Annotated in this window: 21 protein-coding genes; 14 read left to right on the forward strand and 7 right to left on the reverse strand. The window is 59.1% G+C overall.

Going from position 1 to position 24,852, the window contains the following annotated elements:
* Window positions 1-3 precede the first annotated feature (3 nt).
* The 4 genes from frr to rpsB all read right to left on the reverse strand — a co-directional run bounded on the left by frr (window position 4) and on the right by rpsB (window position 3,305).
* Entirely contained in the window at window positions 4-561 is a 558-nt protein-coding gene (gene frr, locus AB4O41_RS11420; RefSeq protein WP_007907979.1) for a ribosome recycling factor, read from the reverse strand.
* The gene (gene pyrH / locus AB4O41_RS11425; protein ID WP_003172271.1) at window positions 558-1,301 is read right to left on the reverse strand and encodes a UMP kinase; all 744 of its coding nucleotides are present in this window, start codon (window positions 1,299-1,301) and stop codon (window positions 558-560) included. The genes frr and pyrH overlap by 4 nt, the downstream gene beginning before the upstream one ends.
* Window positions 1,302-1,511: 210 nt before the next feature.
* Entirely contained in the window at window positions 1,512-2,375 is an 864-nt protein-coding gene (tsf, locus tag AB4O41_RS11430; RefSeq protein ID WP_154997187.1) for a translation elongation factor Ts, read from the reverse strand.
* 192 nt (window positions 2,376-2,567) lie between these two features.
* Entirely contained in the window at window positions 2,568-3,305 is a 738-nt protein-coding gene (rpsB, locus tag AB4O41_RS11435; RefSeq protein WP_007907989.1) for a 30S ribosomal protein S2, read from the reverse strand.
* Between the two features lie 373 nt (window positions 3,306-3,678).
* Between rpsB and map the strand changes: the two genes are divergently transcribed.
* The 7 genes from map (at window position 3,679) to AB4O41_RS11470 (ending at window position 12,086) form a co-directional block, all read left to right on the forward strand.
* Window positions 3,679-4,461 carry a type I methionyl aminopeptidase gene (gene map / locus AB4O41_RS11440; protein WP_052966361.1) on the forward strand — a complete coding sequence of 261 codons (783 nt, stop codon included), beginning with the start codon at window positions 3,679-3,681 and terminating at the stop codon, window positions 4,459-4,461.
* Window positions 4,462-4,506: 45 nt separating this feature from the next.
* Complete coding sequence (locus tag AB4O41_RS11445) at window positions 4,507-7,209, forward strand: [protein-PII] uridylyltransferase (protein WP_460147787.1); 2,703 nt, start codon at window positions 4,507-4,509, stop codon at window positions 7,207-7,209.
* A 211-nt stretch (window positions 7,210-7,420) separates the two neighbouring features.
* Window positions 7,421-8,620: a succinyldiaminopimelate transaminase gene (gene dapC / locus AB4O41_RS11450; RefSeq protein WP_460147788.1), complete on the forward strand. Its 1,200-nt coding sequence runs from the start codon at window positions 7,421-7,423 to the stop codon at window positions 8,618-8,620.
* Window positions 8,621-8,943: 323 nt separating this feature from the next.
* Entirely contained in the window at window positions 8,944-9,252 is a 309-nt protein-coding gene (locus AB4O41_RS11455) for an arsenate reductase (RefSeq protein ID WP_460148332.1), read from the forward strand.
* 32 nt (window positions 9,253-9,284) lie between these two features.
* The gene (gene dapD, locus AB4O41_RS11460) at window positions 9,285-10,319 is read left to right on the forward strand and encodes a 2,3,4,5-tetrahydropyridine-2,6-dicarboxylate N-succinyltransferase (protein ID WP_460147789.1); all 1,035 of its coding nucleotides are present in this window, start codon (window positions 9,285-9,287) and stop codon (window positions 10,317-10,319) included.
* A gap of 160 nt (window positions 10,320-10,479) precedes the next feature.
* Window positions 10,480-11,685: an aminotransferase class V-fold PLP-dependent enzyme gene (locus tag AB4O41_RS11465; RefSeq protein ID WP_460147790.1), complete on the forward strand. Its 1,206-nt coding sequence runs from the start codon at window positions 10,480-10,482 to the stop codon at window positions 11,683-11,685.
* Entirely contained in the window at window positions 11,682-12,086 is a 405-nt protein-coding gene (locus AB4O41_RS11470; protein WP_460147791.1) for a SufE family protein, read from the forward strand. Before AB4O41_RS11465 ends, AB4O41_RS11470 begins: the two co-directional genes overlap by 4 nt.
* Before the next feature lie 125 nt (window positions 12,087-12,211).
* Here the strand turns inward: AB4O41_RS11470 and tcdA are convergent, their stop codons facing one another.
* Window positions 12,212-13,021, reverse strand: a complete 810-nt coding sequence (gene tcdA / locus AB4O41_RS11475) for a tRNA cyclic N6-threonylcarbamoyladenosine(37) synthase TcdA (RefSeq protein ID WP_187326390.1) — start codon at window positions 13,019-13,021, stop codon at window positions 12,212-12,214.
* Window positions 13,022-13,310: 289 nt separating this feature from the next.
* Here tcdA and AB4O41_RS11480 point away from each other — a divergent pair, with 289 nt between their 5' ends.
* The 4 genes from AB4O41_RS11480 to AB4O41_RS11495 all read left to right on the forward strand — a co-directional run bounded on the left by AB4O41_RS11480 (window position 13,311) and on the right by AB4O41_RS11495 (window position 18,521).
* On the forward strand, window positions 13,311-15,902 hold the full coding sequence (locus AB4O41_RS11480) for a glycosyltransferase (RefSeq protein WP_460147792.1): 2,592 nt from the start codon (window positions 13,311-13,313) through the stop codon (window positions 15,900-15,902).
* Window positions 15,903-16,098: 196 nt separating this feature from the next.
* A complete protein-coding gene (gene dapE / locus AB4O41_RS11485; RefSeq protein ID WP_460147793.1) occupies window positions 16,099-17,250 on the forward strand; it encodes a succinyl-diaminopimelate desuccinylase in 1,152 nt (383 codons plus the stop codon).
* On the forward strand, window positions 17,250-18,059 hold the full coding sequence (locus AB4O41_RS11490) for a putative RNA methyltransferase (protein WP_460147794.1): 810 nt from the start codon (window positions 17,250-17,252) through the stop codon (window positions 18,057-18,059). The genes dapE and AB4O41_RS11490 overlap by 1 nt, the downstream gene beginning before the upstream one ends.
* 84 nt (window positions 18,060-18,143) lie before the next feature.
* The gene (locus AB4O41_RS11495; RefSeq protein WP_258697376.1) at window positions 18,144-18,521 is read left to right on the forward strand and encodes a hypothetical protein; all 378 of its coding nucleotides are present in this window, start codon (window positions 18,144-18,146) and stop codon (window positions 18,519-18,521) included.
* 116 nt (window positions 18,522-18,637) lie between these two features.
* Here AB4O41_RS11495 and AB4O41_RS11500 read toward each other — a convergent pair whose 3' ends face one another.
* Window positions 18,638-18,847: a cold-shock protein gene (locus AB4O41_RS11500; protein WP_007964248.1), complete on the reverse strand. Its 210-nt coding sequence runs from the start codon at window positions 18,845-18,847 to the stop codon at window positions 18,638-18,640.
* Between the two features lie 235 nt (window positions 18,848-19,082).
* On the opposite strand from AB4O41_RS11500, the gene plsB reads away from it, so the two are divergent.
* The 3 genes from plsB to AB4O41_RS11515 are packed head-to-tail and all read left to right on the forward strand — an operon-like array spanning window position 19,083 to window position 22,779.
* Complete coding sequence (gene plsB / locus AB4O41_RS11505; protein ID WP_460147795.1) at window positions 19,083-21,587, forward strand: glycerol-3-phosphate 1-O-acyltransferase PlsB; 2,505 nt, start codon at window positions 19,083-19,085, stop codon at window positions 21,585-21,587.
* 51 nt (window positions 21,588-21,638) lie between these two features.
* On the forward strand, window positions 21,639-22,037 hold the full coding sequence (locus tag AB4O41_RS11510) for a YbaY family lipoprotein (protein WP_460147796.1): 399 nt from the start codon (window positions 21,639-21,641) through the stop codon (window positions 22,035-22,037).
* A gap of 52 nt (window positions 22,038-22,089) precedes the next feature.
* Window positions 22,090-22,779: a DUF4197 domain-containing protein gene (locus AB4O41_RS11515; protein WP_460147797.1), complete on the forward strand. Its 690-nt coding sequence runs from the start codon at window positions 22,090-22,092 to the stop codon at window positions 22,777-22,779.
* Between the two features lie 109 nt (window positions 22,780-22,888).
* On the opposite strand, the gene AB4O41_RS11520 is transcribed toward AB4O41_RS11515, so the two are convergent.
* The gene (locus AB4O41_RS11520) at window positions 22,889-24,235 is read right to left on the reverse strand and encodes a Fic family protein (protein ID WP_460147798.1); all 1,347 of its coding nucleotides are present in this window, start codon (window positions 24,233-24,235) and stop codon (window positions 22,889-22,891) included.
* Window positions 24,236-24,852: the final 617 nt, after the last annotated feature.

Here is a 24,852-nt window from a genome sequence, read left to right on the forward strand (position 1 = left end):
CCCTTATACGGCCATCAGGTCTTTTTCTTTCTGCGCCAAATTCGCGTCGATTTCAGCCACGTATTTTTTGGTCAGATCATCAATTTCGCCAGTGGCGCGACGCTCTTCGTCTTCACTGATTTCCTTTTCCTTGACCAGATCCTTGAGCTGGCTGTTCGCGTCACGACGGATGTTGCGCACCGCAACACGGGCATCTTCAGCGACATCACGCGCCTGCTTGGTGAAGCCCTTGCGGGTTTCTTCGGTCAGGGCTGGCATGGAGATCAGCAGCAACTCACCGAGGTTGGTAGGGTTGAGGTTCAGACCCGCACTACCGATGGCTTTGTCGACGGCACCCAGCATGTTGCGCTCAAAGGCAACCACTTGCAGGGTACGGGCGTCTTTAACGGTGATGTTCGCCACTTGCTTGATAGGAGTGTCGGAGCCGTAGTACGGAACCATCACACCTTCCAGAATGCTTGGGTGCGCCTGGCCCGTACGAATACGACCGAAGTTATGCGCCAGCGATTCCACGGATTTTTTCATGCGCTCTTGAGCGTCTTTCTTGATTTCGTTGATCATTGTTGGCCTTCCTCGATCAGGGTCCCTTCAGCGCCGCCATGTACGATATTCAGCAGGGCGCCGGGCTTGTTCATGTTAAATACGCGCAGCGGCATCTTGTGGTCGCGGCACAGGCAAATAGCCGTCAAATCCATTACACCCAGCTTGCGATCCAGTACTTCATCATAAGTCAGATGATCGAACTTCTCGGCATGCGGGTCTTTGAATGGATCAGCCGTGTAAACGCCATCGACCTTGGTTGCCTTGAGCACCACGTCAGCGTCGATTTCGATTGCACGCAAGCAGGCTGCCGAATCCGTGGTGAAGAACGGATTACCGGTACCGGCCGCAAAAATCACGACTTCCTTGGCGTTCAGATGGCGCATGGCTTTGCGGCGATCGTAGTGATCGGTCACACCAACCATGGAAATGGCCGACATCACGATGGCCGAGATATTGGCACGTTCCAGCGCATCGCGCATCGCCAAGGCGTTCATCACAGTGGCCAGCATGCCCATGTGGTCGCCAGTAACCCGATCCATGCCCGCCGCGCTGAGCGCCGCGCCGCGGAACAGGTTGCCACCACCGATCACCAGACCGACCTGAACACCGATGCCGACCAGTTGGCCAACTTCCAGCGCCATGCGATCCAGAACTTTGGGGTCGATCCCGAACTCTTCCGAGCCCATCAGGGCCTCGCCGCTAAGCTTGAGTAGAATGCGTTTATAGCGAGCCTGATAACCACTGCCCTGCTGAGCCATTGCGAATCTCTCCTGCGGCGTATTTTAAAAATTCTTTGCGAGCTGTTTACAGCTGGCGTTCACTCTAGCTTGGCACTGCTTCAGCGCCATCGGAACATGGCTTTGTAAGCCAGTTCCAAAAGGAAACCAATTAAAATTGGCAACCCCATCTGAAAAGAGGCTGCGCGCGTGAGCGGGCAGCCTCTTCAGGGCGACAGTTAAAGAACCGTCTTATTGCTTGGCGGCAGCCAGCTGGGCAGCAACTTCTTCAGCGAAGTTGTCGACCGGCTTCTCGATGCCTTCGCCTACTTTGAAGTAGGTGAAAGAAACGATTTCAGCACCGGCTTTCTTGGCCAGTTCGCCGACCTTGATTTCAGGGTTCTTGACGAACGCCTGCTCAACCAGGCTCGCTTCAGCCAGGAACTTGCTGATACGACCTTTGACCATGTTTTCAACGATGTTTTCTGGCTTGCCAGCGATCTTGTCAGCGTTGAGGGTCAGGAACACGCCTTTCTCGCGCTCGACCGCTTCAGCGGAAACTTCCGATGGCAGCAGGAATTCAGGGTTGGTGGCCGCTACGTGCATAGCGATGTCCTTGGCCAGCTCAACGTTGCCGCCTTTAAGAACAACCGCGACACCGATCTTGTTGCCGTGCAGGTAACCACCAACAACATCACCTTCAACGCGCGCCAGGCGACGGATGTTGACGTTTTCGCCAACCTTGCCGACCAGAACCAGACGATCGGCTTCTTGAGCTTCGATCAGCGGAGCGACGTCAGTCAGTTTGTCAGCGAACGCTTTTTCAACGCTTGCAGCAACAAATGCCTTGAAGTCGTCCTGCAGGGCCAGGAAGTCGGTTTGCGAGTTCACTTCCAGCAGAACGGCGGATTTACCGTCTTCTTTAAGAGCGATCGCGCCTTCAGCGGCAACGTTGCCAGCTTTTTTGGCAGCCTTGATGGCGCCCGAAGCACGCATGTCATCAATGGCTTTTTCGATGTCGCCGCCAGCCTTGGTCAAGGCCTTTTTGCAGTCCATCATGCCTTCGCCGGTACGCTCGCGCAGTTCTTTGACCAACGCTGCAGTAATCTCTGCCATTTTAAAATTCCTCTTGGATAGGTTTTCAACCATTCCACCCGATCGAACGGGCGTTCAATTCTTCCCGAACCACCCTTGTTAGCCGCTGCACGTTACAAATGCTGTAGCTGCGCTGCTCACAAATGGTTTTCGAGGTGGCAAAAAGGGGGCCAAGCCCCCTTTTTGCTTACTGAGTCAACGCCAGGGCGTCAGTTACTCAGCTGCAGCTGCCGGAGCTTCTTCAACGAACTGCTCGGTGCCGCCAGCAACGTGGTTGCGACCGCGGATTACAGCGTCAGCCATCGAACCCATGTACAGCTGGATAGCGCGGATTGCGTCATCGTTGCCTGGGATGATGTAGTCAACGCCTTCCGGGCTGCTGTTGGTATCGACTACGCCGATAACCGGGATACCCAGCTTGTTGGCTTCGGTGATCGCGATGCGCTCGTGATCAACGTCGATAACGAACAGAGCGTCTGGCAGACCGCCCATGTCCTTGATACCACCCAGGGAACGATCCAGCTTCTCAAGATCGCGAGTGCGCATCAGCGCTTCTTTCTTGGTCAGCTTGGCGAAAGTACCGTCTTCGGCTTGTACTTCAAGGTCACGCAGACGCTTGATGGAAGCACGGATGGTTTTGAAGTTGGTCAGCATGCCGCCCAACCAGCGGTGATCGACGTACGGCGAACCGCAACGTGCTGCTTCCTCAGCAACGATCTTGCCAGCGGAACGCTTGGTGCCGACGAACAGAATCTTGTTTTTGCCCTGGGCCAGACGCTCTACGAAAGTCAGAGCTTCGTTGAACATTGGCAGGGTTTTTTCAAGGTTGATAATGTGGATCTTGTTACGCGCGCCGAAAATGTATTTACCCATTTTCGGGTTCCAGTAACGGGTCTGGTGACCGAAGTGCACACCGGCCTTCAGCATATCGCGCATGTTGACTTGGGACATGATAGTTCCTTAATAAGTCGGGTTTGGCCTCCACGTATCCCAATGACCAACCAGCAGCATCAGCTGAAGGCACCCAGGTCATCGTGTCGACACGTGTGTGGATTTAAGCTTTCTAGGGTATCCCCGGAAAGCGGCGCATTTTATATCACAAGGCAGAAAAAAACGGAACCCGGATTCTGAAAACCTGGGAAATGCTTTTGGCCCCCGCCTTGGAATCCCCCCAGAATGCGCCATCCTATAGAGAGAAGCGATGCACAGAGGCTCAGATTTGCGCTGATCGTCTGATAGAATCGTGTTTTTCAGGGCCGCGACAATTATTCGTGCAATGCCCATTTCGTTTTAGAAGGCGCCATTGAGCGCAGAGAGAGCCTGTATGACCGTCACCCTCAAAACCCCAGAGGACATCGCAAAAATGCGGATCGCCGGCAAATTGGCCGCCGATGTGCTGGAAATGATTGCCGATTATGTCAAACCGGGTGTCACCACCGAAGAGCTGGACCGCATCTGCCACGACTACATCGTCAATGAGCAGAAAGCCATCCCTGCCCCGCTCAACTACAAGGGCTTCCCGAAGTCGATCTGCACCTCGATCAACCATGTGGTCTGCCACGGCATTCCGAACGAGAAACCGTTGAAAGATGGCGACACGCTGAACATCGACGTCACTGTGATCAAGGACGGCTACCACGGCGACACCAGCCGCATGTTCCACGTCGGTTCCGTTCCGGTCTGGGCCGAGCGTCTGTCCCAAGTGACCCAAGAATGCATGTACAAGGCCATCGAACTGGTCAAACCCGGCTGCCGCCTGGGCGATATCGGTGAAGTGATCCAGAAGCACGCGGAAAAGAACGGTTTCTCAGTGGTTCGCGAGTTCTGCGGTCATGGCATCGGCAAGGTGTTCCACGAAGAACCGCAGATCCTGCACTACGGCCGCGCCGGCACCGGCATGGAGCTGAAAGCCGGCATGACCTTCACCATCGAGCCGATGATCAACCAGGGCAAGGCCGACACCAAGGTGCTGGGCGACGGCTGGACTGCCATTACCAAGGACCGCAAGCTGTCGGCACAGTGGGAACACACCTTGCTGGTGACCGAAACCGGTTACGAGATCTTCACTTTGCGCAGCGACGATACCATCCCGCGCGTTTCGGCCTGATCTCGCCCGCTCCGTTCCCAGCTTTATAGAAAGGAAAGCCAATCGATGCCGCAGGTGGATCCCGAACTCTTCGACCGCGGCCAGTTCCAGGCTGAACTGGCCCTGAAGGCAAGCCCTATTGCTGCTTTCAAGAAGGCGATCCGTCAGGCCCGCGAGGTGCTCGACGAGCGGTTTCGCAGTGGCCGGGACATTCGTCGGCTGATCGAGGATCGCGCCTGGTTTATCGACAACATCCTGCAACAGGCCTGGGAACAGTTTAACTGGAGCGAAGACGCCGATATCGCCCTGGTGGCAGTCGGCGGCTACGGTCGCGGCGAGTTGCATCCCTATTCCGACATCGATTTGCTGATTTTACTGGACAGCGCCGATCACGAAATTTTTCGAGATTCCATCGAGCGCTTTCTGACGTTGCTGTGGGACATCGGCCTGGAAGTCGGCCAGAGCGTTCGTTCGGTGGATGAATGCGCCGTTGAAGCCCGCGCTGACCTGACGGTTGTCACCAACCTGATGGAAAGCCGCACCATCTGCGGCCCAGAGCGCCTGCGCCAGCGCATGCTGGATGTCACCAGCACCGCGCACATGTGGCCGAGCAAGGAGTTCTTCCTGGCCAAGCGCGCCGAGCAAAAGGCCCGTCACCACAAATACAACGACACTGAATACAACCTGGAACCCAACGTCAAAGGCTCGCCCGGCGGCCTTCGGGATATTCAGACGATTCTGTGGGTAGCCCGTCGCGAATACGGCACCCTGAACCTGCGAGCCCTGGCGGGCGAAGGCTTCCTGGTGGAGAGCGAAAACGCCCTGCTGGCCTCGTCCCAGGAGTTTTTGTGGAAAGTACGTTACGCCCTGCACATGCTCGCCGGCCGCTCCGAAGACCGCTTGCTGTTCGATCACCAGCGCTCGATTGCCGGGCTACTGGGTTTCGCAGGCCATGATGCCAAGCAAGCCATCGAAAACTTCATGCAGCAGTACTACCGGGTGGTCATGAGCATTGCCCAGCTCAGCGACCTGATCATCCAACACTTCGAAGAAGTGATCCTGGCCCCCGAAGACGAAGCACCACCACAACCGATCAACTCGCGGTTCCAGCTGCATGACGGCTACATCGAGGCGCGCAGCGACAACGTGTTCCGCCGTACGCCATTCGCCATGCTCGAGATTTTTGTGCTGATGGCCCAGCAACCGGAGATCAAAGGCGTACGCGCCGATACCATCCGTCTGCTGCGCGAGAATCGTCATCTGATCGATGATGACTTCCGCAACGATATTCGTAATACCAGCCTGTTCATCGAGCTGTTCAAGTGCAAGATCGGCATCCACCGCAACCTGCGTCGGATGAACCGTTACGGCATTCTTGGGCGCTATCTGCCGGAGTTCGGTTTCATTGTCGGGCAGATGCAACATGACCTGTTTCACATCTATACGGTCGATGCGCATACCCTGAACCTGATCAAGCACTTGCGTAAACTGCAGTACACCCAAGTGTCGGAAAAATTCCCGTTGGCCAGCAAGCTCATGGCCAAACTGCCCAAACCCGAACTGATTTACCTGGCCGGTCTGTACCACGACATTGGCAAGGGCCGGCATGGCGATCATTCGGAAATCGGCGCCGTGGATGCCGAAGCCTTTTGCCAGCGCCACCAGTTGCCGATCTGGGACAGCCGTCTGATCGTGTGGCTGGTGCAGAACCATCTGGTGATGTCGACCACGGCCCAGCGCAAGGACTTGTCCGATCCGCACGTAATCCATGATTTCGCGCAGACTGTCGGCGATGAAACCCGCCTCGATTATCTGTACGTGCTGACCGTGGCGGACATCAACGCAACCAATCCGACGCTGTGGAACTCCTGGCGCGCGAGCCTGTTGCGCCAGCTCTACACCGAGACCAAGCGCGCCTTGCGTCGAGGCCTGGAAAACCCGGTGGATCGCGAAGAGCAGATCCGCCAGACCCAGAGCGCTGCGCTGGACATTCTGGTACGCGGCGGCAACGATCCGGACGATGTCGAGCAGTTGTGGGCGCAATTGGGCGATGACTATTTCCTGCGCCACACCGCTGGCGACGTGGCCTGGCACACTGACGCGATCCTGCAGCAGCCGGCCGACGGTGGCCCGCTGGTGCTGATCAAGGAAACCACCCAGCGCGAGTTCGAGGGCGGTACGCAGATTTTCATCTATGCACCGGACCAGCATGATTTCTTCGCCGTGACCGTGGCGGCGATGGACCAACTCAACCTGAACATTCACGACGCGCGGGTCATCACCTCCAGCAGCCAATTCACCCTCGACACCTATATCGTGCTCGACACCGATGGCGACTCGATCGGCGATAACCCGGCGCGAGTCAAGCAGATCCGTGAAGGCCTGACTGAGGCCTTGCGCAATCCGGACAACTACCCAACGATTATTCAGCGTCGGGTGCCGCGCCAGCTCAAGCATTTCGCGTTTGCGCCACAGGTGACGATCCACAACGACGCTCAGCGTCCGGTAACGGTATTGGAGCTAAGCGCTCCGGATCGCCCCGGCCTGCTGGCGCGAATCGGCACGATCTTCCTCGAGTTCGACCTGTCGCTGCAGAACGCCAAGATCGCCACCTTGGGCGAGCGCGTGGAAGACGTTTTCTTCATCACCGACGCGAACAATCAGCCACTGTCCGACCCGTTGTTGTGCAGCCGCTTGCAGGACGCAATCGTCGAACAGCTGAGCGTCAGCCAGGAACCCGATACCAAACTTTCGCGCATCAGCTTTTGAATTAACTCATTTTCCCCTGTTGGAACAAGCAAACTCCAATGCGAATTGGGCAAGTGGAACCCGGGTGGGAGCGAGCCAGCTCGCGATAGCGATGGATCAGCACACATTGATGCTGAATCTACTGCCCTCATCACGAGCAGGCTCGCTCCCACAGGTTTCTTGCCCTGACTGACATTGGAGCCAGGCTGCTCCCACATTGAACGAGGCCCCCATGAATAACGCTCTGAACCAGTTGCAGCCCTACCCGTTCGAAAAGCTCCGCGCCCTGCTCGGCAGCGTCACGCCAAACCCGGATAAGCGCGCCATCGCGCTGTCCATCGGCGAGCCGAAACACCGTTCGCCGAGCTTCGTCGCCGAAGCGTTGGCGAGCAATCTGGATCAGATGGCCGTTTACCCGACTACCCTCGGCATCCCGGCCCTGCGTGAAGCCATTGCCGCCTGGTGCGAACGTCGCTTCAGCGTCCCGAACGGCTGGCTCGACCCGGCGCGCAATATACTGCCGGTCAACGGCACCCGCGAAGCGCTGTTCGCCTTCACCCAGACCGTGGTCAACCGTGGCGACGATGCCTTGGTGGTCAGCCCGAACCCGTTCTATCAGATCTATGAAGGTGCGGCGTTCCTCGCCGGCGCCAAGCCGCATTACCTGCCGTGCCTGGACGAAAACGGCTTCAATCCGGACTTTGACGCTGTTTCGCCAGACATCTGGAAGCGCTGCCAAATCCTGTTCCTGTGCTCGCCAGGCAACCCGACCGGCGCACTGATTCCGGTCGACACCCTGAAGAAGCTGATCGCTCTGGCCGACGAATACGACTTCGTGATCGCGGCCGACGAGTGCTACAGCGAGCTGTACTTCGACGAACAAACCCCACCGCCGGGCCTGCTCAGCGCGTGCGTGGAGCTGGGCCGCAAGGACTTCAAGCGTTGCGTGGTGTTCCACAGCCTGTCCAAGCGCTCCAACCTGCCAGGCCTGCGTTCGGGCTTTGTCGCCGGTGACGCGGATATTCTCAAAGGCTTCCTGCTGTATCGCACCTACCATGGCTGCGCGATGCCGGTTCAGACTCAACTGGCCAGCGTCGCCGCGTGGAATGACGAAGTGCATGTGCGCGCCAACCGTGCGTTGTATCGCGAGAAATACGATGCGGTGCTGGAGATTCTCGGCCCGGTGATGGATGTGCAGCGCCCGGACGGTGGTTTTTACCTGTGGCCGAACGTGGCGGGAGATGATGCTGCGTTCTGTCGTGATCTGTTCGAACAAGAACATGTGACCGTGGTGCCGGGCTCTTACTTGTCCCGCGAAGTCGATGGCGTCAACCCGGGCGCCGGGCGTGTGCGCATGGCGCTGGTCGCGCCGCTGGCGGAGTGCGTGGAAGCCGCCGAGCGAATTCGCAATTTCGTGCAGCGCCGTAAATAACAGCCTCGCTCCCACATAAATGCGCTGCGCCCGCAGCGCTTTCAAGCGCAAGCGCCGTTCCCGCAAATCACTGCGCGCTTGTGCTTGAGCCGACCATTGAAGTGCCACATTCGCCACTTAGAATGCAGGCCGACTGCTGCACCTATGTCCTATGGAACAGCGACTATCCAAGTCAAAAAGACAAACCCGACCACAGCCGACGCGAAACCGTCCGGTCATGGCATAATCCGTCACCTTTTATTTTCAGCACCTGCAAAGGGGGCAATTCCTTGACCGCTTCAAGCAAAACGTTGCACCTTTTCGGCATCAAAGCCTGCGACACCATGAAAAAGGCGCGCACCTGGCTCGATGAACACGCTGTCAGCTACGACTTTCATGATTACAAAACGGTCGGCATCGACCGTGAACACCTGAGCCAATGGTGCGACGAGCACGGCTGGCAAGCGGTGTTGAACCGTGCAGGCACGACCTTTCGCAAGCTCGACGACGAACGCAAAGCCGATCTCGACCAGCCGAAAGCCATCGAACTGATGCTCGCGCAACCCTCGATGATCAAGCGCCCGGTGCTCGATCTCGGTGACCGAACCCTGATTGGCTTCAAGCCAGATATCTACGCGGCCGCACTCAAGTAAGGCAGCCCGTTCCATTTTTTAGAGGTATCAACATGTCCACTACCCTGTTCAGCCTGGCCTTTGGTGTCGGCACTCAAAACCGTCAAGGCGCATGGCTGGAAGTGTTTTACGCGCAGCCACTGCTCAACCCGTCGGCCGAACTGGTCGCTGCCATTGCGCCGGTTCTGGGTTACACCGACGGCAATCAGGCCATCGCCTTCAGCACTGCTCAAGCTTCGCAATTGGCCGAAGCGCTGAAAAGCGTCGACGCTGCCCAGGCTGCATTGCTGACCCGTCTGGCCGAGAGCCACAAGCCGCTGGTCGCGACAATTTTGGCCGAAGACGCTCAGCTGACTTCCACGCCTGAGGCTTACCTCAAGCTGCATTTGCTGTCTCATCGTCTGGTCAAGCCGCATGGCCTGAACCTGGCCGGCGTGTTCCCGCTGCTGCCAAACGTGGCCTGGACCAGCCAAGGCGCGATCGACCTGGCCGAACTGGCTGAGCATCAACTGGAAGCCCGCCTGCGCGGCGAGCTGCTGGAAGTGTTCTCGGTGGACAAATTCCCGAAAATGACCGACTACGTGGTACCGGCGGGCGTGCGTATCGCTGATGCGGCGCGTGTTCGTCTGGGCGCTTACGTGGGCGAAGGCACCACCGTCATGCACGAAGGTTTCGTCAACTTCAACGCCGGCACTGAAGGCCCGGGCATGATCGAAGGCCGTGTGTCGGCGGGCGTGTTCGTTGGCAAGGGTTCGGACCTGGGCGGCGGCTGCTCGACCATGGGCACCCTGTCGGGTGGCGGCAACATCGTGATCAAGGTCGGCGAAGGCTGCCTGATCGGCGCCAACGCCGGTATCGGTATCCCGTTGGGCGACCGCAACACTGTTGAGTCGGGCCTGTACGTGACGGCCGGCACCAAGGTTGCGCTGCTGGACGAGCACAACAAACTGGTCAAAGTCGTTAAAGCCCGTGAACTGGCCGGTCACCCTGACCTGCTGTTCCGTCGCAATTCGGAGACCGGTGCCGTGGAGTGCAAAACCCACAAATCGGCCATCGAACTGAACGAAGCGCTGCACGCTCACAACTAAGCAGAGCGTCACACGACCACCTGATCTTGTAGGAGCGAGCGATGCGGCGTTCCGACTTGCCCGCGAAGGGGCCCTTGAGGCCGCCAAAAGCTTCGCGGGCATGCCTCGCTCCTACAAGGTCAGGCGTTCCACCCGCCCATGTTCACCAGGGCCCGATAGCATGATGATTCCCTCTCCCTGGCGCGCCGATTTTCCGGCCATCGCCGCATTGCAACGGCAAGACCAGACCTATCTGGATAACGCCGCCACCACGCAAAAACCTCAAGCCCTGCTGGATGCCTTGGCGCATTACTACGCCAACGGCGCGGCCAACGTGCATCGGGCGCAACACTTGCCCGGCGCCCATGCCACCCAGGCGTTCGAGGACAGCCGCAGCAAAGTTGCGCAGTGGCTCAATACCGGCGATTGCGGGCAGATCATCTTTACCCACGGCGCAACGTCCGCGCTGAACCTCCTGGCCTATGGCCTGGAACACGTATTCAATCCGGACGATGAAATTGTCATCAGCGCTCTGGAGCACCACGCCAATCTGTTGCCATGGCAGCAACTGGCCCACCGTCGCGACTTGAAGCTGGTGATCCTGCCGCTGGATGCCGACGGTTTGATTGACCTAGAAGCCGCCGCTCGCCTGATCGGCCCGCGTACTCGTTTACTGGCGGTCAGTCAGCTGTCCAACGTACTCGGCGCCTGGCAGCCGTTGCCCGCGTTACTGGCGATGGCCAAGGCGCACAACGCGCTGACCGTGGTCGACGGCGCTCAAGGCGTGGTGCATGGTCGGCATGACGTGCAGGCGCTGGGTTGCGACTTCTACGTGTTTTCCAGCCACAAGCTCTACGGCCCGGATGGCCTGGGTGCGCTGTTCGGTCGCCATGAAGCGCTCGAACAACTGCGTCCGTGGCAGTTCGGCGGCGAAATGGTGCTGGATGCCAACTACCACGACGCACGCTTTCGTCCTGCGCCGCTGGGGTTCGAGGCGGGTACGCCGCCGATTTCCAGCGTGATTGGCCTGGGGGCGACCCTGGATTATCTGGCCGGGCTGGATCAGGACGCAGTGTCCGCCCACGAAGCCGCGCTGCATGACTATTTGCTCAAAGGCCTTGAGGCGCGAAACGGCATTCGTCTGCTGGGCAAGCCGCAACTGGCACTGGCCAGTTTTGTCGTCGAGGGTGTGCATAACTCTGATCTGGCGCATTTGCTGACCGAACAGGGAATCGCCGTTCGCGCCGGTCATCATTGCGCCATGCCATTGCTCAAAAGCTTTGAACTGGCCGGGGCGATTCGGGTGTCGTTGGCGTTGTACAACGATTCGGAAGACCTTGAGCGCTTTTTTGAAGCGCTGGATCAGGCCCTGGAGTTGCTGCGATGACCTTGCCCGCCGATGCCGTCATGGCGCTGGATACTTTTCAGAAGACTGCGAGCTGGGAACAGCGGGCGCGGTTGCTGATGCAATGGGGCGACCGCCTGCCTGCGTTGAGCGATGTGGATAAAGTCGAGGCCAACCGCGTGCATGGCTGTGAAAGCCAAGTCTGGCTGGTCGGTACGCTGCAGGATGGTCATTGGCAGTTCAGCGCCAGCAGCGATGCCCGCTTGATTCGCGGGTTGGTGGCGCTGCTGCTGGCGCGGGTCAATGGGTTGTCCGCTGCCGAGTTGCAGCAGGTGGATTTGCCGGATTGGTTTAATCAGCTGGGGCTGTCGCGGCAATTGTCGTCGTCGCGCAGCAATGGCCTCAATGCTGTGTTACAGCGGATGAATGAGTTGGCTGGTTAATCGCCTTAACTGATCGTTCCCACGCTCCGCGTGGGAATGCCTCCACGGACGCTCCGCGTTCGGCTGTGAAGGGACGCAGAGCGTCCCGGGCTGCATTCCCACGCAGAGCGTGGGAACGATCGGTGTCAGGCAGGCTTGACCCGATCCGCCGGGCGTCGAACCCCCGCCACAATCTTATCCACAGCCTTGGTCGCCGCGACCATGCCGAACGTCGCCGTCACCATCATCACCGCACCAAAGCCCCCGGCGCAGTCGAGCTTCACACCATCACCGACAAAACTCTTCTGCAAGCAAATGCTGCCATCCGGTTTCGGGTAGCGCAATTGCTCGGTGGAAAACACGCAGGGCACGCTGTAGTGGCGGGTCACGGTGCGGGAGAAGCCGTAGTCGCGACGCAACGTAGAGCGCACTTTCGATGCCAGCGGATCGTTGAACGTGCGGTTCAGGTCGCAGACCTGGATCAGTGTCGGGTCGATCTGCCCGCCCGCGCCACCGGTGGTGATGATCTGAATCTTGCGTCGCTTGCACCAGGCGATCAGCGCGGCTTTGGCATTGACGCTGTCGATGCAGTCGATCACGCAGTCGATGTTCGGCGTGATGTACTCGGCCATGGTTTCACGGGTGACGAAGTCCGCCACTGCATGCACCGTGCAATCCGGGTTGATCCCGCGCAGGCGTTCGGCCATCACCTCGACCTTCGGTTTGCCAACGGTGCTGTCCAACGCGTGTAGCTGACGGTTGACGTTGCTGACACAGACGTCATCCAGGTCGAACAGCGAAATCTCGCCCACGCCACACCGGGCAACAGCTTCCGCCGCCCAGGAACCGACGCCACCGACGCCGACGATCGCCACATGGGCCGCGCGCAAACGCTCAAGGCCTTCGATGCCATACAAGCGGGCGATGCCAGCAAACCGCGGATCTTCTGTACTCATGACCATTACCCCAAAAACCGGCGCGCATTATAGGGCCGTCGGCGGTCAAGAGCACCTTTGGCGCTATGGACGGCACTCTTGAGCCCTTCAATTGCCTACAAATTTATTGGAATTGGGCTACATCGTCCCGGTCAAAGAACTTAAGTCGACTTGGATTGCCCAACGTCCGGCATTTCCCTGTCCGCTGTACGGTCAGTGAACGCCCGGTGTAGGATGCGCGCCCCCAGCCCCTTGGTAACCGGCCGCCGACCGTTCCTTCGTTCAGTAGCCCCTGGAACCTGAAATAGCTATGTCATCGCGTAAATTTGGACTCAACCTGGTCGTGGTTCTTGCAATCGCCGCCTTGTTCACCGGTTTCTGGGCGCTGGTCAATCGCCCGGTCACCGCCCCCAACTGGCCTGAGCAGATCTCCGGCTTTTCGTACTCGCCGTTTCAACAAGGCCAGTACCCGCAAAAAGCCCAGTATCCGACCGACGATGAAATGCGTCGCGATCTGGAGATCATGAGCAAGCTGACGGACAACATCCGCACCTACTCGGTCGACGGCACCCTGGAGAACATTCCCAAACTGGCGGAAGAATTCGGCCTGCGGGTGACCCTGGGGATCTGGATCAGCCCGGACGAAGAACGCAACGAGCGCGAGATCACCCGCGCCATCGAAATCGCCAATTCCTCGCGCAGCGTGGTTCGCGTGATTGTCGGTAACGAGGCGATCTTCCGTAAGGAAATCACCGCGGCAGAGCTGAGCCTGATCCTGGATCGCGTCCGCGCGGCCGTAAAAGTTCCGGTCACCACTTCCGAACAGTGGCACGTCTGGGAAGAAAACCCGAGCCTGGCCAAGCACGTCGACCTGATCGCGGCTCACGTTCTGCCCTACTGGGAATTCATTCCGGTGGATAAGGCTGGTCAGTTCGTTCTTGACCGCGCCCGTGACCTGAAAAAGATGTTCCCGAAAAAACCGCTGCTGCTCTCCGAGGTCGGCTGGCCGAGCAACGGCCGCATGCGCGGTGGCGCCGATGCGTCACCGGCGGACCAGGCGATCTACCTGCGCACATTGGTCAACAAGCTCAACCGCCAGGGCTTCAACTACTTCGTGATCGAAGCGTTTGACCAGCCGTGGAAGGCCACTGACGAAGGTTCGGTGGGCGCGTATTGGGGCGTGTTCAATGCCGCGCGCCAACAGAAATTCAATTTCGAAGGCCCGGTGGTCGCGATCCCGCAATGGCGTGTGCTGGCGATCGGCTCGGCTGTGTTGGCCCTGCTGTCCCTGACCTTGCTGATGATCGACGGCTCGGCCCTGCGTCAACGTGGCCGCACCTTCCTGACCTTTATCGCGTTCCTGTGCGGTTCGGTGCTGGTGTGGATTGGTTATGACTACAGCCAGCAATACAGCACCTGGTTCAGCCTGACGGTGGGTTTCTTGCTCGCCCTCGGTGCACTCGGGGTGTTTATCGTTCTGCTGACCGAGGCCCACGAACTGGCCGAAGCGGTCTGGACCCACAAACGCCGGCGTGAATTCCTGCCAGTGGTGGGTGATTCGGACTACCGACCGAAGGTGTCGATTCACGTACCTTGCTACAACGAGCCGCCGGAGATGGTCAAACAGACCCTCAACGCCCTGGCCAACCTCGACTATCCGGACTTCGAAGTCCTGATCATCGACAACAACACCAAAGACCCGGCGGTCTGGGAACCGGTGCGCGATTATTGCGAAACCCTTGGCCCGCGCTTCAAATTCTTCCACGTGGCACCGCTGGCCGGTTTCAAGGGCGGCGCACTGAATTACCTGATTCCGCACACCGCCAAAGATGCCGAAGTGATTGCGGTGATCGACTCGGACTATTGTGTAGACCCGAACTGGCTCAAGCACATGGTCCCGCATTTCGCCGATCCGAAAATCGCCGTGGTGCAGTCGCCACAGGATTACCGCGACCAGAACGAAAGCACCTTCAAGAAGCTCTGCTACGCGGAATACAAAGGCTTCTTCCACATCGGCATGGTCACCCGTAACGACCGTGACGCGATCATCCAGCACGGCACCATGACCATGACCCGACGCTCGGTGCTCGAGGAACTGGGCTGGGCCGACTGGTGCATCTGTGAAGACGCCGAGTTGGGTCTGCGCGTGTTCGAAAAAGGTCTGTCGGCGGCGTATTACCACGACAGTTACGGCAAAGGCCTGATGCCCGATACCTTTATCGACTTCAAGAAGCAGCGTTTTCGCTGGGCTTACGGAGCGATTCAGATCATCAAGCGTCACACCGCCAGCCTGCTGCGCGGCAAGGACACCGAACTGACCCGTGGCCAGCGTTACCACTTCCTCGCGGGCTGGTTGCCGTGGGTGGCGGACGGCATGAACATCTTCTTCACCGTCGGCGCCCTGTTGTGGTCGGCGGCGATGATCATCGTGCCGCAACGGGTCGATCCACCGCTGCTGATTTTCGCGATCCCGCCGTTGGCGCTGTTCGTGTTCAAGGTCGGCAAGATCATCTTCCTCTACCGTCGTGCGGTCGGGGTCAACCTTAAGGATGCGTTCTGCGCAGCATTGGCAGGGCTGGCGTTGTCGCACACCATCGCCAAAGCGGTGTTGTACGGTTTCTTCACCAGCAGCATTCCGTTCTTCCGCACCCCGAAAAACGCCGATAACCACGGCTTCTGGGTAGCCATTTCGGAAGCACGCGAAGAGGTGTTCATCATGCTGCTGTTGTGGGGCGCGGCGCTGGGGATCTTCCTGGTGCAGGGCCTGCCGAGCAACGACATGCGCTTCTGGGTGACCATGTTGTTGGTGCAATCGCTGCCGTACCTGGCGGCGCTGATCATGGCGTTCCTGTCGTCGCTGCCCAAACCGGTAGCCGAAGCCGCGACCGCACCGGCTGTCTAAATCAGTACAGATGCACTAAACGGCGGCCAATGGCCGCCGTTTTGCTTTAAGATAACCGCCATTTTGCGCGCCTTGCCTCAATTCCTGTAGGAGCGAGGCTTGCCCGCGAATGAAGCGACTCGGTGTAACAGATACACCTCATTATCGTTCTTCGCGGGCAAGCCTCGCTCCTACACAAGATCTTCCGGAGTCTTACATGACGGCCCACGCCGACCTTTCGCCGACCCTTCAACTCGCCATCGACCTGATCCGCCGTCCGTCCGTGACGCCGGTCGACGCCGATTGCCAGAAGCAGATGATGCAGCGCCTGGGCGATGCCGGTTTCAAGCTGGAACCGATGCGTATCGAAGATGTGGATAACTTCTGGGCGACCCACGGTAAACACGACGGTCCGGTGCTGTGCTTTGCCGGTCACACCGACGTGGTCCCGACCGGTCCGGTAACCGCCTGGCAGATCGATCCGTTCAACGCGGTGATCGATGAGCACGGCATGCTCTGCGGCCGTGGCGCGGCAGACATGAAAGGCAGCCTCGCGGCCATGACCGTAGCCGCTGAGCGCTTCGTCGCCGACTACCCGGACCACAAGGGCAAGGTCGCTTTCCTGATCACCAGCGACGAAGAAGGCCCGGCGCACCACGGCACCAAGGCTGTGATCGAACGCCTTGCCGCCCGTAAGGAGCGTCTGGACTGGTGCATCGTCGGCGAACCGTCGAGCACCACACTGGTGGGCGATGTGGTCAAGAACGGCCGTCGCGGTTCCCTCGGCGCCAAGCTGACCGTGCGCGGCGTGCAAGGTCACGTGGCCTATCCGCACCTGGCGAAAAACCCGATCCACCTCGCCGCCCCGGCGCTGGCCGAACTGGCCGCCGAGCACTGGGACCACGGCAACGATTTCTTCCCGCCGACCAGTTTCCAGATTTCCAACGTCAATTCCGGCACCGGCGCGACCAACGTGATTCCGGGTGATCTGGTGGCGGTGTTCAACTTCCGCTTCTCGACCGAGTCCACTGTCGAAGGCCTGCAAAAGCGCGTCGCCGATATTCTCGACAAACATGGTCTGGACTGGCACATCGACTGGGCACTGTCCGGCCTGCCGTTCCTCACCGAACCGGGCGCCCTGCTCGATGCGGTATCGGCAAGCATCAAGGACATTACCGGTCGAGAAACCACAGCCTCCACCAGCGGCGGTACTTCCGACGGGCGCTTCATCGCGACCATGGGTACCCAAGTGGTCGAACTAGGCCCGGTCAACGCGACGATCCACCAGGTCAACGAGCGCGTGCTGGCGGCCGATCTCGATGTGCTGACCGAAATCTACTACCAGACTCTGATCAAGTTGCTCGCCTGATGCTTGCGTGTCCGATCTGCAGCGAACCGCTGAACGCAGTGGACAACGGCGTGGCTTGCCCCGCCGGGCATCGTTTCGACCGTGCGCGGCAGGGTTACTTGAACCTATTGCCCGTGCAGCATAAAAACAGCCGCGACCCTGGGGATAACCTGGCGATGGTCGAAGCCCGTCGCGACTTTTTGAACGCCGGCCATTACGCGCCGGTGGCCAAGCGTCTGGCGGAACTGGCGTCGCAGTACGCGCCCCAACGCTGGCTGGACATCGGTTGTGGCGAGGGTTACTACACCGCGCAAATCGCCGAAGCCTTGCCCAACGCCGATGGCTACGCACTGGACATTTCCCGGGAAGCGGTCAAACGCGCCTGCAAACGCAACCCTGCGCTGACCTGGTTGATCGCCAGCATGGCACGGGTGCCGTTGGCCTCCGGCAGTTGCCAGTTTCTCGCCAGTGTTTTCAGCCCGCTGGACTGGGAAGAAGCCAAACGCCTGCTCAGCCCTGGCGGCGGCTTGATGAAAGTCGGGCCGACCAGCGGCCATCTGATGGAATTGCGTGAGCGGCTGTACGACGAAGTGCGCGAGTACACCGACGACAAGCATTTGGCGTTGGTGCCAGAAGGCATGGCGCTACAGCACAGCGAAACCCTGGAGTTCAAACTGACGCTGGTTAACGGTCAGGATCGCGCGAACCTGTTGGCCATGACACCCCACGGCTGGCGCGCGAGTGCCGAACGCCGGGCGGCGGTCATCGAACAGGCCGAGCCGTTCGAGGTCACTGTTTCGATGCGCTACGATTACTTCGTACTTCAATAACTTCTTAATTTTTTGGTCTTGAGCAACGGCTTGAGGCCGGCTAAATCCGCGAATGGATTTTTCAGACCCGCAGTGAGGACATCCATGCGCCAACCCGATATCGAGATTTACCTGAAAGACGCCGACGTCGACTACAAGGCCATCGCAGCCTGGCTCGGCGCGGCTTTAGGCCCGTGCACCGATTGGGTTCAGAAAGGCCAGACCTACAAATGCAAGGCCGGCAATGTGCCGGTTACCTGGCTGCCGAAAGCTGTCGGCAAATGGAACAGCCTGTACCTGGAAAGCGACCAGACCCCCTGGGAAGACGACATCGCCTGCGCCCGCGCAGCCTTTGCCGCGCTGAACGTAGAAGTGCGTTGTGCGCCGGGCAGTTGGGTCGAGGAAGAAGGTGAAGAGACGGCGGATCGCTGGATGCGGATCAGTGCTGACGGCGAAGAAGAAATCACCTGGAAAACCGTCTGACACTGATCGTTCCCATGCTCTGCGTGGGAATGCCTCAACGGACGCTCCGCGTTCGGCTGTGAAAGGGACGCAGAGCGTCCCGGGCTGCATTCCCACGCAGAGCGTGGGAACGATCTTTAGAGCCCCACCACATCCTCAGCCTGCAAACCCTTCTCGCCGGTCACCACCGCATACTCAACCTGCTGACCTTCAGTCAGCGAGCGATGCCCTTCACCGCGGATCGCGCGGTAGTGCACGAACACGTCCACCCCGTCCTCGCGCTGAATGAAGCCATAGCCCTTGGCGTCGTTGAACCACTTCACATTGCCTGTTTCGCGTGTTGCCATTTGTTCATACTCCCTTTTTATTATTGATCGGGCTTTTCGCAGGAAAGCCTCGGGAACGTCAGCCTGCGCATACCGGTCCCATGAGGGCAACGGCGACAGAGCGCCGAGTATATGACAGGCACCAGAACTCTCAACAGGAGTTTACTTCGCTGCTTTTTGCCGATTTTCGACGAATACGGCACACTATCGGCCGCCCAAGCATTTGCTTGGTTTTATCCACTCAAGCAGAAGCCGTATGACCCGCTCCCCGTTCCGCCGTCTTGTGTTTGGCACCCTGCGCCGACTGCTGTACCTCTGGGTTCGCTCGGAGACGATCAACCAGTCGTCGTTCACCCTTAACCTCGACCGCAGCCGGCCGGTGTTCTACGTCCTGCAAAATCCTTCACTGACCGACCTCGCCGTAGTCGATACCGAATGCAGCAAGGCCGGCCTGCCGCGCCCGGTGTTACCGGTATCAGTGGGTGCGTTGATGGAGCCCGCCGCGTTCTTTTACCTGACGCCGGAGCCCGACTGGCTCGGCCGTCAGGACAAGCGCGGCGCGCCACCGACCCTGACCCGTCTGGTCAGCGCCCTGAGCCAGAACGCCGCCGAAGACGCGCAGATCATTCCGGTCAGCGTGTTCTGGGGCCAGTCGCCGGACAGCGAGTCGAGCCCGTGGAAACTGTTGTTCGCCGACAGTTGGGCGGTCACCGGGCGTTTGCGTCGGCTGCTGAGCATCATGATTCTGGGGCGAAAAACCCGGGTGCAGTTCTCGGCGCCGATTCATCTGCGTGAACTGATCGATCACAACAAAGGCCACGAGCGCACCGTGCGTATGGCCCAGCGGATTCTGCGGGTGCACTTTCGCAATCTGAAAGCCGCGGTGATCGGCCCGGACATTTCCCACCGTCGCAATCTGGTCAAAGGCTTGCTCAATCAGCCCTTGGTCAAACAAGCGATCCTCGACGAAGCCGAGCGCGAGAACATCTCGCCGGAAAAAGCCAAGGCCCAGGCCTTGCGCTACGGCAACGAGATCGCGTCCGACTACACCTACACCGCGATCCGTTTTCTGGAAGTGGTGCTGAGCTGGTTCTGGAACAAGATCTACGACGGGATCAAGGTCAACCACATCGAAGGTGTGCAGAAAGTCGCCCAAGGTCACGAAGTGATCTACGTGCCGTGCCACCGCAGCCATATCGACTATTTGCTGCTCTCCTATCTGCTGTTCCGCAACGGCCTGACCCCGCCGCACATTGCCGCCGGGATCAACCTCAACATGCCGGTGATCGGCAGCCTGCTACGCCGTGGCGGCGCGTTCTTCATGCGCCGCACCTTCAAGGGCAACCCGCTCTACACCTCGGTGTTCAACGAATACCTGCACACCCTGTTCACCAAAGGCTTCCCGGTCGAGTACTTCGTTGAGGGCGGCCGCTCGCGCACCGGGCGCATGCTGCAACCGAAAACCGGGATGCTCGCGATCACTCTGCGCAGCTTCCTGCGTTCGTCGCGCATGCCAATCGTCTTCGTGCCGGTGTACATCGGCTATGAGCGCGTGCTGGAAGGCCGCACCTACCTCGGCGAATTACGTGGCGCGAGCAAGAAGAAAGAATCGATCTTCGACATCTTCAAAGTCATCGGCGCGCTCAAACAGCGCTTCGGTCAGGTCGCGGTCAACTTCGGTGAGCCGATCAAACTGGCGGAATTCCTCGACAGCGAACAGCCAGACTGGCGCCAACAGGAGCTCGGCCCGCAGTTCAAACCGGCCTGGCTCAACGAAACCACCAACCGCCTGGGCGAGAAAGTCGCACAGCATTTGAATGAAGCGGCGGCGATCAACCCGGTGAATCTGGTGGCCCTGGCGTTGCTGTCCACCAGCCGTCTGGCCCTGGACGATCGCGCCATGGCGCGGGTACTCGATCTGTATCTGGCGCTGTTGCGCAAGGTGCCCTACTCCTCGCACACCACCCTGCCGGAGGGCGACGGTCGGGCGCTGATCGAGCACGTGAAGGACATGGACCTGCTGTCCGAGCAAAGCGATGCACTGGGCAAGATTCTGTACCTGGACGAACAAAACGCCGTCCTGATGACCTACTACCGCAACAACGTGCTGCACATCTTCGCGTTGCCGTCGTTGCTGGCGAGTTTCTTCCAGAGCACCTCGCGCATGAGCCGCGAGCAGATCCTGCGCTACACCCGCGCGCTGTACCCGTACTTGCAATCGGAGCTATTCATTCGCTGGTCGCTGGATGAACTCGATGGCGTGGTCGATCAATGGCTCGAAGCCTTCGTCGAGCAAGGCCTGCTGCGTTTCGAGAAAGACGTGTACCTGCGCCCGGCGCCGAGCTCGCGGCATTTCGTGCTGCTGACGCTGCTGTCGAAAAGCATCGCCCAGACCTTGCAGCGCTTCTACATGACCGTTTCCTTGCTGCTTAACAGCGGCCAGAACAGCATCAGCGCCGAAGAGCTCGAAGACCTCTGCACCGTCATGGCCCAGCGCCTGTCGATCCTCCACGGCCTGAACGCCCCGGAGTTCTTCGACAAGAGCCTGTTCCGTCACTTCATCCAGACAATGCTGGACCTCGACGTGCTGCGCCGTGACGAAGCCGGCAAGTTGAGCTATCACGAACTACTCGGCGAACTGGCCGAAGGCGCCGCCAAACGGGTATTGCCGGCGGAGATTCGTTTGTCGATCCGTCAGGTGGCGCTGCATCGCAGTGAAGATGCGGCGGACCAAGTCGCGGCGCCAGCGCAGAGCGTCTAAATTCCTACAGGCGCCAGGCTTCTTCTGGCGCCTTCGATACGGAGATCTTCGATGAAAAAACTCTCTCTCGTCCTGCTGACTGCCCTGCTCGGTGCCTGCCAGTCGACACCACCGACCGCCAACGCCAGCCTCGACGGCGAAGTGTTCTACCTGCAACGCATTGCTCTGCCACCGAACGCGATCTTGAGCGTCAGCTTGCAAGATGTGTCCCTGGCCGACGCTCCGGCGGTAGTGCTCGACGAGCAGAAAGGCCCGGTAAAAGGCCAAGTGCCGTTGCCGTTCCATTTGAGCTACGATCCGGCGCAGGTCAAACCCGGCCACCGCTATTCGGTCAGCGCCCGCATCGAAGTCAATGGCGAGCTGATGTTCATCACCACTGAAAACCACGCCGTGCAACTGGACGGCAAAGACCCGCAGCCACTGAAAATTCGCGTGGACGCCGCCCGCTAATTCTATTTTCTGAACCTTTTTTTGAGCCTTTTTTCTGAATAAGGAAGCCGCCATGCTCCGCCCTACCCTTCGCTTCGCCGGCCTGTGCGCAGGCTTGATGATCTGCGCCAACGCGCTGGCAGTGTCTCTCAGTGACCTGTCGCAACAAGACGCCACCGGCGGTCTCAAGGACGCCCTGACCCAAGGCGCACAACTGGCCGTCAAACAACTCGGTACACCCGGCGGCTTCAGCAACAACCCGGAGGTGAAGATTGAGCTGCCGGGCAAGCTGGGTAAGGTCGCCAAGAAAATGAAACAGTTCGGCATGGGCGATCAAGTCGATCAACTGGAAACCAGCATGAACAAAGCGGCTGAAACGGCCGTGACGCAGGCTCAGCCGATCCTGGTGGATGCGGTGAAGAAGATGACCGTGGAAGATGCCAAGGGGATCCTCAGCGGCGGCAAGGACTCGGCGACGCAGTACCTGAGCAAAACCAGCCGCGAACAGATCCGCACCAAGTTCCTGCCGATCGTCAAACACGCCACCGACCAGGTCGGCCTGGCCCAGCAGTACAACTCGTTCGCCGGGCAAGCGGCGACTCTGGGTGTGCTGGATGCGAAAAATGCCAACATCGAAAGCTACGTAACCGAGCAGGCGTTGAACGGTTTGTTCGAGATGATTGGCAAGCAGGAAGAAACCATTCGCCAGAACCCTGCGGCGGCGGCGACCAGTTTGGCGAAGAAGGTGTTTGGTACGCTCTAAACCTCAACTCCAATCCTGTGGGAGCGAGCCTGCTCGCGATTGCGGTGTGTCAGCCACAGTTGATGTCGACTGACACGGCCTCATCGCGAGCAGGCTCGTTCCCACGGAGTCAGGTCGTCGACGCTGCCCGCAGGAAGAACACCCACTCGCGCCCCATCTTCCTTTTCTCGAACACCTTTAACTCGACCAACCCGTTCAGGGTGGCGGACGCGGTGTTGTAAGAGCAGTTCAGATTCTCCTTCACATTGACCGCCGTGAATTCCTTGGCCATTCCACTCTTGGCCACTTGGTATACGGCTCGCTGTTTCTCGGTGAGCTGGTCGAAGAAACCTGACTCCAGCAGCCAACGATCAAAGCTTTCGGTATAGGCCAGGCTTTTTCGATAAGCCTCGATAAAAGCACTGACTGCCCGGAAGATGACCGAACACTGGAAATCGATGAAATAGGTCAGGTCCAGATCATCGGCTTCGGTATTGAGATACGAGCGCCCATATTTCACCGGTGCGTTGCGCAGTAAGAGACTGATCGCAATGTAGCGAAAGGCCGAGAACTCATTCTTGAACATGAACCAGTAAAACAGCGCCCGCGCGACCCGACCGTTGCCGTCGCGAAAAGGATGCTCATAGCCCAGGGCAAAATGCAGCGCGATACCTTTGATCAATGGATGAAGGTAATCCACTTGATTGGGATCATCGTGAGACTGGTTGATCCACTTCGACAACACCGGCAGTCGAGACGCGAGCCCCGCTGCGGGGGGCGGCGTATGAACAGTGTTGCCCTCACCGTCCTGCACCACCACGTCATCGTTGATCCTGAAGGCACCCGGTGAATATTGCGGGTCATCGATACCTTCGACTCCGACACGATGCATCGCCGCGATCAGCTCAACGCTCAAAGGCTCATAACGTTTTTCCCAGGCGAAGTTCATCATCTTGTAGTTGCCGATAACCATCCGCTCATCCGGCGTGCGCGGCAGGCGTTTGCGCTTGAGCATGTCCTTGGCCACCCGGGTTGTGGTCGCCGCACCTTCGAGCTGGCTGCTGCTGATGGCTTCATCTTCGATCAGATCGTTGAGCAGATAGCTGAAATGCGCGCGCTCGCCGATCTGTCCGGTCATGTATTCCAGCGCGGCCGTCGTCGCTTGTCGATCAACGGCCGAAACAGCTTTCTGGGCCAATGGGGTCAGCACAAATCGGCCCCACTGAAAGGGCTCGCCCAATGGCAAAAGACTGGAATACTGCGCGGTCCGGGCTTTCTTGACCAAGGCCCAGCACAGATTCGAATCCAGCCCCGGCGCCCAGCGGTAGCGCAACTCATCGAATGGAAGATAACGCCCCTGATCGTCCAAAGGCTTGAGCAGTGCGAGATAGTCCGAGAGGCGTTCCTTGTGGGGCGATTGCCCCAACAGATCGAACACAGGGTCGGATCTGCCCTTCAGCATGGGCGGCTTTTTCATTATCGGTGTCTCAACAACTCACGAAATCGAGTCTTGAGTACAACAGCGCACCTACGTTGACTCAATATCAGACGGATCTGAAATATGTGTAGGAGCCTGGATCGCCTTCGCGGGCAAGTCGGATCGCCTCACCGCTCGCGCCTACAAGTGGGGCAGCGTACATTTGAAAGAAATTGGTCAACTGACAGGCCTCCATCGCGAACAGGCTCGCTCCCACAGTTGAATCGTGTACATCTGCGAGAGATTGGTCGGCTGACAGGCCGCCTTCGCGAGCAAGTCGAATCGCCGCACAGTACAGCGGCGTACACCCACCCGCCCCTCACCACTCAACAGGCCGAGCGTTAGCTCGCCTGCAGCTCTTGATCTTGATCCACCCGCCCCTTCGGGAGGCTGAGCGCAGGTGTTCATCTGGGGATTGGCGCGCAGCGCCGTTCGACGCAGTCGAACCCATCGCATGTAGGTCGTAGCGAAGCAGACCGTAGGGCGATGCCCCCAGATGGATACCGGAGCGAAGGAACCCCGAGCCTAGGCGAGGGGCCGTACGCTTGGGGCGAGACCTTTGGTTCCTTTTGGGGCGTTTGCCAAAAGGGACTCGCCGTAAGGGCGAAACCATAAGC

It is taken from the genome of Pseudomonas sp. S2_A02, assembly GCF_054668495.1.